Annotated in this window: 11 protein-coding genes; 7 read left to right on the forward strand and 4 right to left on the reverse strand. The window is 40.1% G+C overall.

The window, feature by feature from the left end:
• Positions 1-123: 123 nt before the first annotated feature.
• Genes KIP84_RS00340 through fahA form a run of 3 tightly spaced genes read right to left on the reverse strand, consistent with a single transcriptional unit; the run spans position 124 to position 2,616 of the window.
• The gene (locus KIP84_RS00340) at positions 124-672 is read right to left on the reverse strand and encodes a VOC family protein (protein WP_002119119.1); all 549 of its coding nucleotides are present in this window, start codon (positions 670-672) and stop codon (positions 124-126) included.
• A 17-nt stretch (positions 673-689) separates the two neighbouring features.
• Positions 690-1,322, reverse strand: coding sequence for a maleylacetoacetate isomerase (gene maiA / locus KIP84_RS00345; RefSeq protein ID WP_017398972.1), 633 nt, complete (start codon positions 1,320-1,322; stop codon positions 690-692).
• Entirely contained in the window at positions 1,309-2,616 is a 1,308-nt protein-coding gene (gene fahA, locus KIP84_RS00350; protein WP_213689107.1) for a fumarylacetoacetase, read from the reverse strand. The genes maiA and fahA overlap by 14 nt, the downstream gene beginning before the upstream one ends.
• 356 nt (positions 2,617-2,972) lie before the next feature.
• On the opposite strand from fahA, the gene KIP84_RS00355 reads away from it, so the two are divergent.
• The 3 genes from KIP84_RS00355 to zigA all read left to right on the forward strand — a co-directional run bounded on the left by KIP84_RS00355 (position 2,973) and on the right by zigA (position 6,619).
• Positions 2,973-4,361, forward strand: coding sequence for an amino acid permease (locus tag KIP84_RS00355; RefSeq protein ID WP_213689108.1), 1,389 nt, complete (start codon positions 2,973-2,975; stop codon positions 4,359-4,361).
• A 164-nt stretch (positions 4,362-4,525) separates the two neighbouring features.
• The gene (locus KIP84_RS00360) at positions 4,526-5,212 is read left to right on the forward strand and encodes a D-Ala-D-Ala carboxypeptidase family metallohydrolase (protein ID WP_213689109.1); all 687 of its coding nucleotides are present in this window, start codon (positions 4,526-4,528) and stop codon (positions 5,210-5,212) included.
• 141 nt (positions 5,213-5,353) lie between these two features.
• On the forward strand, positions 5,354-6,619 hold the full coding sequence (zigA, locus tag KIP84_RS00365) for a zinc metallochaperone GTPase ZigA (RefSeq protein WP_213689110.1): 1,266 nt from the start codon (positions 5,354-5,356) through the stop codon (positions 6,617-6,619).
• A gap of 32 nt (positions 6,620-6,651) precedes the next feature.
• On the opposite strand, the gene KIP84_RS00370 is transcribed toward zigA, so the two are convergent.
• Entirely contained in the window at positions 6,652-7,764 is a 1,113-nt protein-coding gene (locus tag KIP84_RS00370) for an acyltransferase (RefSeq protein ID WP_213689111.1), read from the reverse strand.
• Positions 7,765-8,120: 356 nt separating this feature from the next.
• On the opposite strand from KIP84_RS00370, the gene hutC reads away from it, so the two are divergent.
• From hutC to hutH, 4 genes are all read left to right on the forward strand, one after another.
• A complete protein-coding gene (hutC, locus tag KIP84_RS00375; RefSeq protein ID WP_005300446.1) occupies positions 8,121-8,873 on the forward strand; it encodes a histidine utilization repressor in 753 nt (250 codons plus the stop codon).
• On the forward strand, positions 8,870-9,445 hold the full coding sequence (locus tag KIP84_RS00380) for a HutD family protein (protein ID WP_213689112.1): 576 nt from the start codon (positions 8,870-8,872) through the stop codon (positions 9,443-9,445). Before hutC ends, KIP84_RS00380 begins: the two co-directional genes overlap by 4 nt.
• A gap of 251 nt (positions 9,446-9,696) precedes the next feature.
• Positions 9,697-11,373, forward strand: coding sequence for a urocanate hydratase (gene hutU, locus KIP84_RS00385; protein ID WP_213689113.1), 1,677 nt, complete (start codon positions 9,697-9,699; stop codon positions 11,371-11,373).
• A gap of 87 nt (positions 11,374-11,460) precedes the next feature.
• The gene (hutH, locus tag KIP84_RS00390; RefSeq protein ID WP_000421598.1) at positions 11,461-12,999 is read left to right on the forward strand and encodes a histidine ammonia-lyase; all 1,539 of its coding nucleotides are present in this window, start codon (positions 11,461-11,463) and stop codon (positions 12,997-12,999) included.
• The last annotated feature ends 12 nt before the right edge of the window (positions 13,000-13,011 follow it).

Raw genomic sequence — 13,011 nt, forward strand, 5'->3', positions numbered from 1 at the left:
ACTTATTTATAGCGCAATTTTCTAGAAATTTAGCGTTTTTAAATAATATAAATCGGCATTGATATAGAACTGATCTTAAAACAATTCTAATCAATGCCGACTTTTTAGTTCGCTCTTTTAAAATTAGGTTCCTAACTCTTCTTCATGTAAGAAATGAGTGTGGTGCGGAGCGCGTTTGGTTTTACTCCATTCCTCTAACATTTCAGTTTTCATTTCTTCAGTAATTTTTGCAATTTTTTCTTCAGCATGAGCATCGTTATAAGTTAGTTCTAAACGATGGCCATTTGGATCGAAGAAGTAAATTGAGTGGAAAATGCCATGGTTAGTCACACCTAAGACTTTCACACCATTTTCTTCTAAATGTTGCTTGGCAGCCATCAACGCATTTAAGTCTTCAACTTCAAAAGCAATATGCTGTACCCATTGAGGCGTATTTTCGTCTCGGCCCATTTCTGGTTGAGTTGGCAATTCAAAAAATGCCAAAACGTTGCCTTGACCAGCATCTAAGAATAAATGCATGTATGGGTCAAAGGCTTTAGTTGACGGCACATGGTCTTCAGCAAAAGCTAAAATGAAATCCATATTGAGCATTTTTTTATACCACTCAACAGTTTCTTTCGCATCCTTACAACGATATGCAACGTGATGTATTTTTTTAATGGCAAATGTCATATTAAAACTCCTTTTTACTATTCCCAATCTGGTTGTTGTTCTGGCGCCGCGTTATAAAAGGCTGGGATAGACAAACAATGGTGATAAATCGATTCAATTTTTGGAAACGCAGATAAATCAATCTTGAAGCGTTTCGCGTTGTAGACTTGTGGAATCAGGCAGCAATCAGCAATTGTTGCTTGTTGTCCAAAGCAGAATTGTCCATTTGAATCTTGAAGTAGCTGTTCGAGATTTTGAAAGCCTTCAATAATCCAGTGCTGATACCAATAATTTTTCTGCTCATCTGAAACATTTAAGTCATTTTTTAAATATTTCAGTACGCGTAAGTTATTTAATGGATGAATATCGCAAGCGATTGCTTGAGCAAAAGCGCGAACTTTTGCTCTCTCTTGCACATCACTTGGAAGTAGTTTGGTTTCTGGATATTGCTCATCTAGATATTCCAAAATACTTAACGATTGAGACAAGGTTAAATCGCCGTCAATTAAAGTCGGAACTAGAGCACTACGGTTTAACTTTAAATAGTCTTCGCTTTGCTGTTCGTTTTTTACCAGATGAACTGGAACAGTCTCATAAGCTAAACCTTTAATGTTTAGACCAATCCGTACTCTGTAGGCTGCAGAGCTACGAAAGTAACTATACAGCTTCATAGTCAGGCTCCGAAGTTTCTGCAAAATCGAAATTTAATGCAGGAAGGACTGTATTTCGAACTTCACCGAAGCCAATGCGAATACCATTTTTCTCACAGTGACCTTTCATAATGAGTGTATCGCCGTCTTGCAAGAAACCACGAGTTTCACCATTGGCAAGTGTTAAAGGCTTGGTGGTGTTCCATGTAAGCTCAAGCAAGCTGCCATACGAATCTGGTGTAGAACCTGAAATAGTACCTGAGCCCATTAAATCACCAACCTGAACGTTACAGCCGCCAATGGTGTGGTGAGTGAGCTGTTGAGCCATAGACCAATACATATATTTAAAATTAGTTTGGCAAATCACGTCAGCTTGTGCCGATTTCGGGCTTTGAATTTCAACACTCAAATTAATGTCATAACTATTCGCGATATTTTCTTGTAAATACGCTAAAGGTTTAGGCTCTTGTTTTGGGCCTTCCACTTTAAATGGCTCAAGTGCTTCAAGTGTGACTACCCAAGGTGAGATGGCACTAGCAAATGATTTTGAATTGAAAGGGCCTAAAGGCACATATTCCCATTGCTGGATATCGCGTGCTGACCAGTCATTGAGTAATACCATTCCAAAAATATGATCCCAAGCATTTTCAATTGAGATTGGCTGGCCAAGCTCCGTTGGTTTACCAATAACAAATGCTGTTTCAAGTTCGAAATCGAGTTTACGCGTAGCTGAGAAAACTGGGCGCTCTTCATTTGGAAGTTTAATTTGTCCAGATGGACGTACGACTTGAGTGCCACTGACTACAACAGAACTAGCACGACCATTATAACCAACAGGCAATTCAGTCCAGTTTGGCAGTAAAGCATTTTTAGGGTCGCGGAACATACAGCCTACATTGGTGGCATGTTCTTTAGAAGAATAGAAATCGGTATAACCAGATACTTGAAGTGGTAAATGCAAAGTAACATTGTCTTGCTTAACCAAAACTTCCTGACGCAATGCTTCATTTTCTTGAAGCGTTAAATTTTCAACCGAGAGAAGAGACTGTAGTGTCTTACGAACTTTTGACCAGTTGGCTTTGCCAGACTCAATAAATTTATTCAGAGTAGGCTGGTTAAAATATGTGTCTTGTTCTGAAAGTTTTAAAAGACCGTGCTTTTCAAGAGCAGCGAGATCAATCACCCAATCACCAATAGCTACACCAACTTGACGCTCACTTTCGTTAGCTCTGCTAAAAACACCGTAAGGCAAATTATGAATAGTGAAATCTGATTGAGGTGAAACTTCAATAAAAGAGTTTAGTTTTTGTTCCATTTTCGCTTCCTTGTCTTTATCTCGGGTCTTATACAAATAAAAGTTCGGTCTAGGACTGAGCTACTCAATAAGTTTTAACCTTTGCTTAGATCATCTTTTGTCTTATGAGTTTGATATAGACCGAGCACAACCAATTGCTTCATGTCTCTATAATACTGAATTCATCAAATTACGCAATACATAATTTAATTACACATTTCATAATAATTGTCATTTCTTGTATTTTCTGTTTTCATTCGCGGTCATGAGAAAAGTCACGCAATTATTTTTTCATGAATCTCTATGAAAGTTTGATCAATTTATGATATACGTAATTTATTGGAAAAAAATTACGTGACACGGATGAGAATAATCATATGTCAGCACAAGAGCAAGGAAACCTGAAACATGGTTTGAGTAATCGGCACATCCAGCTTATTGCATTGGGTGGGGCGATTGGCACAGGGCTTTTTCTTGGTATATCACAATCGATTAAATTAGCAGGTCCATCGGTCATCCTCGGTTATGCCATTGCAGGATTTATTGCTTTTTTAATGATGCGTCAGCTTGGTGAAATGGTGGTAGAAGAGCCAGTTAGTGGATCTTTTAGTCATTTTGCCTACAAATATTGGGGACCATTTGCAGGGTTCATGTCAGGATGGAACTATTGGGTACTCAATGTACTCGTCTGTATGGCAGAACTAAGCGCAATTGGTCTTTACATTCAATATTGGTGGCCGCAAATCCCGACGTGGGCATCTGCTTTAGCCTTCTTTGTCTTAATTAACGGCATTAATTTGCTACACGTTAAGTTTTTTGGCGAAATGGAATTTTGGTTTTCTATTGTCAAAATCTTAGCGATTCTTGCAATGATTGGCTTTGGTTCATATCTACTTGCAACAGGCACAGCAGGTCCACAGGCAAGCATTTCAAACCTCTGGGCAATTGGCGGTTTCTTCCCGTTTGGTGTTGAAGGCTTAGTGATGGCAATGGCGGTCATTATTTTTGCTTTTGGTGGTATTGAGCTTTTCGGTATTACTGCAGCTGAAGCACGTGACCCTGATAAAACTTTACCTAAAGCTGTGAATCAAATTATTTATCGTATTTTGATTTTCTATATTGCGACGCTTTTTGTTTTATTCTCGCTGTTCCCATGGAACCAAATGGCACAAGGCGGAAGTCCGTTTGTAATGGTCTTTGCTTCTTTAGATAGCCAAGGAATTGCAACGTTATTAAACTTTGTGATTTTGACTGCTGCTGTTTCAGTTTATAACGGGACAAGTTATTGCAGTAGCCGTATGTTGTTAGGCCTTGCGCAACAAGGAAATGCACCAAAAGTATTTGCACGTATTAATAAACGCGGTATTCCAACCAATGCAGTGATCCTTTCTGCGGCAGTCACTATTTTATGTGTACTGTTAAATTATATTTTCCCTGAAAAAGCATTTGGTTTACTCATGATGCTGGTGGTTGCAGCGATTGTAATTAACTGGGTTGTAATTTCATGGACGCATTTAAAATTCCGCAAATATATGCAGCGCCAAGGGCAAACAACGAAGTTCCCAAGCTTTATGTATCCGTTTAGCAACTATCTATGCATACTATTTATGCTTGGCATTTTGATCGTGATGTCTTTAACACCAGATATGCGTGTTGCGGTCATGATGATTCCTGGTTGGATCTTATGTTTAATGGTGGCGTATCAATTTAAACGCCGAAAATTAAAAGCTGAGCAGTCTGTACCTGCCTTAGAAGCAGATATTTAATAAATTATTGAGTTGTATTTAAAAAAGGACGTATCTCATACGTCCTTTTTTATTTTTAAAATTTAGCAACAGAAATTAAAGGATTTTATTATTGTTATAATATAACATTTCATTAATTTAATGATGAGCAATTTTCCCATTTTTGGTGAAGATAGAGCATATTTATGAAGCGTTATTTCGGTTTAATTTTATTATCTCTCACAGCATGTAGCACTCAAACTCCCAAGCCAACAATTCCTCTGCATACCCAAACAACTTTACCTCAACCTACAAAAACAGTGGTCAGAATAAAGCCTCAACCCGAGGCGTATGTTGCGTGGTTAGCAACAGCAGACCATCGACAGTCTGTGCAAGCTTACAAGCAATTTCTTAAGCAAAAGGGACTTGCCGATTTAGTGCCAGACCATGAGTTATTACGCTCAGCTCGAGATTGGCAAAAATGTGGAGTTGAGCCTTACGCAGTGCCACCACGCGAGATTTGGTCCAATATCGTTCCGACACTTAGTATTTTAAAAGCGTTAGTTGAGGATGGTGTAATTAATGATTTTGAAGTGACTTCGGTCTACCGAGCGTTATATCTAAACCGCTGTGCAGGTGGTGCTGATGCTTCCCGACATGTCTTTAATGCAGCGCTTGATTTTCGAATTGGGCCAGAACAGCCGAGTGATTTAGACCAGTTTAATATTCAACAAACCAAAACCAAACTTTGTCAGTTTTGGGCCACAAAAGGTCAAGCGCTTAATATGGGACTAGGTGTTTATGCTTCGGGACAAATTCATATTGATAGCCAAGGATTCCGTGCATGGGGGCCTGACCATCACTACAAAACCTCAATTTGTCAGGGACTATAAAAGCAATTTTTTCAAAGACTAACTGAGTTGTTTTGAATAAAAGCGGAATAAAAACTTGATCAATAGTTATGTTATAACATAACATTATTGTGGTTTAGAAATAGATTACGCCTGTGATCTGGTCATATTAAATGGCCAGCCATGATCAGTTTAAATATTATTCAAAGAGATCAAGCCATGCGCACTGCAATCGCCAACTCATTTGCCAAGCTTCCTGTCACTGTTCTATCGGGCTTTTTAGGTGCAGGAAAGACCACATTACTCAACCATATTTTAAATAATCGTGAAGGCCGCCGTATTGCCGTGATTGTCAATGATATGTCTGAAGTGAATATTGATGCGGCATTAGTACGCGAAGGTGGGGCGGAGCTTTCAAGAACAGATGAAAAGCTGGTTGAAATGAGTAATGGCTGTATCTGTTGTACGCTACGAGAAGATTTATTGGTTGAGGTAAGACGTTTAGCTGATGAAGGACGCTTTGACCAGTTAGTCATTGAGTCAACTGGCATTTCAGAACCTTTACCTGTGGCAGAAACCTTTACCTTTGAAGATGAAGATGGAAACTCACTCAATGAGTTCGCTCGACTCGACACCATGGTCACGGTAGTCGATGCTTTTAACTTTCTTAAAGATTACAGTTCAGTTGACTCCCTGCAACAACGCGGCGAGTCATTAGGCGAACAAGATGAGAGAACTGTGGTTGATCTCCTTATCGACCAGATTGAGTTTTGTGATGTGATTGTGCTGAATAAAATTGACCTGATTGATCAGGCTCAGCAAGACCAACTCATCGCCATTTTAAAAACTTTAAACCCGCGTGTCCGAATTGAAATTGCTCAATTTGGAAAGATCGCTTTAGATAAAATTTTAAATACGCAATTATTCGATTTTGATGAAGCTGCACAAGCACCAGGCTGGTTAAAAGAGTTACGTGGTGAGCATACGCCAGAGACTGAAGAATATGGAATCAGTAGCTTTGTTTACCGCGCGCGTCGACCTTTTCATCCAGAGCGTTTTTATGATTTGGTACAGGCTGAATGGCCGGGAGTCGTGCGTTCGAAAGGCTTTTTCTGGTTGGCTGCCGAACCGACATTGGCTTATTCATGGTCACAAGCAGGTGCAATGGCTCGACACGGCTTGGCAGGTTATTGGTGGGCCGCCGTTGCAGAAGAAGATTGGCCGAGTGACCTAGCCAGCATTGAACAAATCAAGAAAAACTGGGATGCCCGCACAGGTGATGCGCGTCAGGAACTGGTTTTAATTGGTATGCAAATGGATGAGCAGGCTTTAATACAACGCTTAGATCGCTGCTTGTTAAACGATGAAGAAATGGCTTTAGGGCCACAAGCTTGGCAGAGTTGGTCTAATCCTTTTAAGCAAGATGATGAAACCATGTTGATTGCTTAATTAAAAAAGCCCCTATTTTAAAGGGGCTTTTTTTATGATTTGTCTTTAATGAAAACCTTTCGAATGTAGCTGTTAAGCGGAGTTGAATAGTATTTTTCAATCGCTGCGCTGATGATAAAAGTCAAAACCAGATAGCTAATTAAAAGCATAATTTTAATGCTAGAGTCGGTTTGAACAGGAATAAACGCAACTTTCATAAGGCCCAATACAACCAGATGAAACAGATAAGTCTCATAACTTCTTTGTCCTAACCAGACCATCACTTTGGTAAATAGGTCATGCGCTTGCGTTTCGGAAGGATGCTGAAAACACAAAATCAGCAAGCCTGTGGCAAGAGCAAATAAGCTAATACCCCATGTACTCACTTCTTTAATTGGCGCATATAAATATAGAGCGGTCATGCTCAAAATAATTAACCATGAAAGAGGTTTCTTATAAGTCCAATCTGGGCGATATGTATGAGAAAAAATCGCCGTTAAACAGCCAATTGCTATGCCGTCAAAACTTGAAAAATAATGATATAAATAAGCGCCGCTTTCTTCTCCAAAATGCAGAGATCTAAAATAAGGGCCATATAAAATTACGCCAACAAGTAAAGCAATAAAGACCTTATTACTACGCGTGAGCAGGCACAATAATGGGAAAACAAAGTAAAAAACTTCTTCTACAGAGAGTGACCACAACACCCCCAAAGCGTAGTTTACCCAACCAAATTTAATAATCAGGATATTCATCCAGAAGGTTAAAGCCGCAAAAATTGTTAGTGGATAGGAAACCTCAATGCCATTCGGTGCTTGGTTCATAAAGGGTTTTAAGTCAAATGAACCAAGTATGCTTACACCTAAAATGAGTAATATCAGACACGGTAAAATACGCGCTGCCCGTCGGATATAAAAATGCTTGAGGTTAATTGCGGAAAATTGTTTATCTCTTTTTAAAGTGTGATGGGTAATTAAAAAACCCGAAATCACAAAAAACATGGTAACGCCATAATTTCCATTTCTTGCGATGACTGTGCTAAATGCTTCACCTAAGAAATCAAAACCTAACCATGTATCTTTAAGTTTATAGGGAATATTAAAATGGTGTAAAAGAACCAAAAGGATAGAGATTCCTCGAAGAATATCTATTTTATAATTACGCATTCGATGTGCTTCCAGTTTTATTAATATACTGTGTGGCAGAAGAATACTATCGATCAGTTATTTTAAATAAAAGTTTTAAGCATCATTTCGTAAATTAGAAAAGGCGATACTTTTTATATCCTTGAATTGAGCATAGACTTAGCAGAAATAACTATTAAATAAATATTGATAAAATCCTAATATATTTGAATTTCTCTACATAAAACTTTAAATTAGCTCTTATTGAGATATGTTTATTTTTTAAACTTTTTAAAATCTATTTAATTCATAAATTAACATGTTGTATGTGGTTGTATATACATAGCATGTCAACTAAAATACTGTTTTTGCCTGCTGCCTTTTTTGAGTAATTAGTTATGCCCAGAACATCAAAACAAGAACATACTGAGCTTTCGATTGAAGCTGATAGTCCAGTTCCTTTATATCAACGTGTAAAACAACTGATTTCACAAAAAATTTATGAAGGTACTTGGGCTGTAAATAAAAAAATTCCTTCGGAAAGTGAACTGGTTAATCAACTCGGTTGTAGCCGTATGACGGTAAACCGTGCATTACGGGAGCTAACAACTGAAGGTTTATTGGTACGTATTCAGGGTGTTGGTTCTTTCGTTGCCGAAGGGCAAGGCCGAACTGCACTGTTTCAAATTAATAATATTGCCGATGAGATTATTGCACGAAATCATAAGCACCACGCTGAAGTTTTAGTCTTAGAACAAATTTATGCAAATGCAGAGCAAAGCGTGTTAATGCAGACTCGTGAAGGGCAAAGATTATTTCACTCGATTATTGTGCATTATGAAAATGATGTGCCTGTTCAGGTCGAAGATCGTTTAGTTGATGCAGCGCTGATTCCAGATTATCTACAACAAGATTTTAAAACCATTACGCCTAATGCTTACCTCATGGCAAAAGCACCTGTGTCAGAAGGTGAGCATATTGTCGAGGCAGTTTTAGCATCTCCGCAAGAGTGTAAATGGTTAAAGATTACCAAAGCTGAACCGTGTTTACTCATCCGTCGCCGCACATGGTCAAACAAACAACTCATTTCAAGTGCGCGTTTGATTTATCCGGGTAGTCGCTATTATCTCGAAGGGAAATTTAACCCATGATTAAATTGATCAGGGCCGATCAATATACAAAAATGCTTTGGAAAAATGGTGCAGGCTTTACTTTAGAAATTGCGCGAAGCCAAGGTGAAGGCGACTTTGACTGGCGCATTTCGATGGCAGATGTGTCCACTTCTGGGCCATTTTCGCTATTTCCCAATAAGCAGCGCATTATTAGCGTACTTGATGGGCAGGGCATGGTGCTGCATGTCGATGATCTTCCTGCTAAAATGCTGAACCAAGGCGATATTTTTGCTTTTCATGGTGATAGTCAGGTTCAAAGTGAACTGGTCGATGGGGTAATTCGAGATTTAAATTTAATTTATGATCCTGCAAGGTTTCATGCCCGCTTTCAGTGGTTGAATGATGCAGCGGAGCAGGCATTTATTAGCTCGGCAGACCTGATTTTCATTTTTAATCAGGGTGGTGAGACACAAGTAAAGGTGGATGATCATTCCGTTCAGCTTGCTGCTCACGAGACGCTAAAAATTGAGAAAAATACTGGCGTGACATCGATCAGTTTTCCCAAAAAACAACTCAAAAGCTGCTATGTCATTGAGTTAATTCAAAGATAAAAAGACATCATTTACGACTTAAAAAGCACATGTCGATTTAAAAGATATGTGCTTTTTTTATACCTAATATAAAAATAAATTAATTTAATTCATAAGCTTATTCAATTTTTTTAAAAAAATATGAGTCACCCTCTTCACGCCGAAAAATATTTGTGTAGTATATGGATGTATATACAAGTTAATACATTACTATACAAATGCAGAAACAAGTGATGTTCTGCTGATGTAAGCTCAAAGGAAGGAGTCCGACTGTGACAACAACGACAACAAAATTTCGTGATGTAGAAATTCGTGCACCACGCGGCACTGAATTAACGGCTAAGAGTTGGTTAACTGAAGCCCCATTACGTATGTTGATGAATAACCTTGATCCGGACGTTGCAGAAAACCCGAAAGAGTTAGTTGTATACGGCGGTATTGGTCGTGCAGCACGAAACTGGGAATGTTTCGACAAAATTGTAGATACGCTAAAAAATCTTGAAACTGACGAAACTTTATTGGTTCAATCAGGCAAACCAGTAGGTGTATTTAAAACTCATAAAGATGCACCACGCGTTTTAATTGCAAACTCAAACCTTGTACCACACTGGGCAAACTGGGAACACTTTAACGAATTAGACGCTAAAGCTTTGGCTATGTACGGTCAAATGACAGCAGGTTCATGGATCTACATTGGTAGCCAAGGCATTGTGCAGGGTACTTACGAAACTTTCGTTGAAGCAGGCCGCCAACACTACAACGGTGACTTAAAAGGTCGTTGGGTTCTTACTGCTGGTTTGGGCGGTATGGGTGGTGCTCAGCCTTTAGCTGCAACACTTGCAGGTGCGTGTTCTTTAAACATTGAATGCCAACAAGCAAGTATCGATTTCCGTTTACGTACGCGTTATGTAGATGAACAAGCGACTGATTTAGATGATGCTTTAGCGCGTATTGACCGCTATACAAAAGAAGGTAAAGCAATTTCAATTGCGCTTCATGGTAACGCTGCTGAAATTTTACCTGAGCTTGTACGCCGTGGTGTACGTCCAGACATGGTGACTGACCAAACAAGTGCGCACGATCCCCTTAATGGCTACTTACCAATAGGTTGGACTTGGGATGAATACCGTGCACGTGCGAAAACTGAACCAGAAGCTGTTGTAAAAGCTGCAAAACAGTCGATGGCGAAGCATGTACAAGCGATGCTTGATTTCCAAAAAATGGGTGTTCCAACTTTTGACTATGGTAATAACATCCGTCAAATGGCGAAAGAAGAAGGTGTAGCAAACGCTTTTGATTTCCCAGGCTTCGTACCTGCATACATCCGTCCATTGTTCTGCCGTGGTATTGGTCCATTCCGTTGGGCAGCGCTTTCTGGTGACCCAGAAGACATTTATAAAACAGATGCCAAAGTTAAAGAGTTAATTCCTGATGATGAACATTTACATCACTGGTTAGACATGGCACGTGAACGTATTAGCTTCCAAGGCTTACCAGCGCGTATTTGCTGGGTAGGTTTAGGCTTACGTGCAAAACTTGGTTTGGCATTTAACGAAATGGTTCGTAGCGGTGAATTATCAGCTCCAGTTGTGATTGGCCGTGACCATTTAGACTCAGGTTCGGTTGCGAGTCCAAACCGTGAAACTGAAGCAATGCAAGACGGCTCAGATGCAGTATCAGACTGGCCTTTATTAAATGCGTTGCTCAATACAGCAGGCGGCGCAACTTGGGTGTCTTTACATCACGGTGGTGGTGTAGGTATGGGCTTCTCTCAACACTCAGGCGTTGTGATTGTGTGTGATGGTACAGATGAAGCTGCTGCACGTATTGCTCGCGTACTGACCAATGACCCTGCAACAGGTGTTATGCGTCATGCCGATGCAGGTTATGAAATTGCGATTAACTGTGCGAAAGAGCAAGGCCTACACTTGCCAATGATCACGCAATAAAAATACACGGAAGAACTAGCGGTGCTTTTTGCAATTGTGAAAAGCACCGTCTCAGCAGAATATAGTGCAAAAAATTAGGAAGCCAACATGGAATTATTGATCCAACCGGGAAAACTGACCTTAGCCGATTTACGTCAAGCCTACCTCAACCCGATCAAAGTTAAATTAGATGAAAGTGCTTCATCTGCAATTAATGCAAGCGTGGCTTGCGTTGAGAAAATTGTAAATGAAGGACGTACAGCTTACGGCATTAATACAGGCTTTGGCTTACTTGCTTCAACCAAAATTGCTCCTGAAGATTTAGAAAAGTTACAACGTTCATTGGTTCTTTCACATGCCGCAGGTGTTGGTGAAGCACTCGATGATGCAATGGTTCGTTTAATTATTCTATTGAAAGCAAATAGCTTGGCGCGTGGTTTCTCTGGTATTCGTCGTAAAGTGATTGATGCTTTGTTGGCCTTAATTAATGCCGAAGTTTACCCACACATTCCACTTAAAGGTTCAGTCGGTGCTTCAGGTGACTTGGCACCACTTGCACACATGTCTTTAGTGTTACTTGGTGAAGGTAAGGCGCGTTATAAAGGTGAATGGTTACCCGCAGTTGAAGCTTTAAAAGTTGCAGGCTTAGAACCGATTTCTTTAGCAGCTAAAGAAGGTTTAGCACTTTTAAATGGTACACAAGTTTCAACCGCTTATGCTTTACGCGGCTTATTTGAAGCGGAAGATTTATTTGCAGCTGCAACAGTTTGTGGTGGCTTAAGCGTTGAAGCAATGCTGGGTTCACGTGCACCATTCGATGCTCGTATTCACGAAGTACGTGGTCAACGTGGCCAAATTGATGTGGCTGCGGCTTATCGTGATCTCTTAACAGACTCAAGTGAAATTGCACATTCGCACGAAGACTGTAGCAAAGTTCAAGACCCATACTCTTTACGTTGCCAACCACAGGTGATGGGTGCATGTTTAACCCAAATCCGTCAGGCTGCTGAAGTACTAGAAATTGAAGCGAATGCTGTATCTGATAACCCGCTTGTTTTTGCTGAACAAGGTGACGTGATTTCTGGTGGTAACTTCCATGCAGAACCTGTAGCAATGGCGGCCGATAATCTAGCTTTGGCAATTGCAGAAATTGGTTCACTGTCTGAACGTCGTATTTCGATGATGATGGACCGTCACATGTCACAACTTCCACCGTTCTTGGTGGCAAATGGTGGTGTTAACTCGGGCTTTATGATTGCTCAAGTTACCGCTGCTGCTCTTGCAAGTGACAATAAAGCGCTTGCACATCCGGCAAGTGTGGATAGCTTGCCAACTTCAGCGAATCAGGAAGACCATGTATCAATGGCTCCGAATGCGGGTAAACGTCTTTGGTATATGGCTGACAACGTCCGTGGCATTTTAGCTGTTGAATGGTTAGGCGCTTGTCAGGGTCTAGACTTCCGTGAAGGCCTAAAAAGCTCGCCTAAACTTGAACAAGCTCGTAAAATCTTGCGCGCTCAAGTGCCTTACTACAGTGAAGACCGTTTCTTTGCTCCTGATATTGAGCAAGCAAGTGAATTACTCTCAAGCGGCTGCTTAAACGAGTTAATTATTCCAAAACTACTCCCTAGTTTATCTGAAGTGTGATTGATAAAACGG

Origin of the sequence: Acinetobacter sp. BHS4, from assembly GCF_018454425.1 — a bacterium.
GTDB lineage: Bacteria > Pseudomonadota > Gammaproteobacteria > Pseudomonadales > Moraxellaceae > Acinetobacter > Acinetobacter pittii.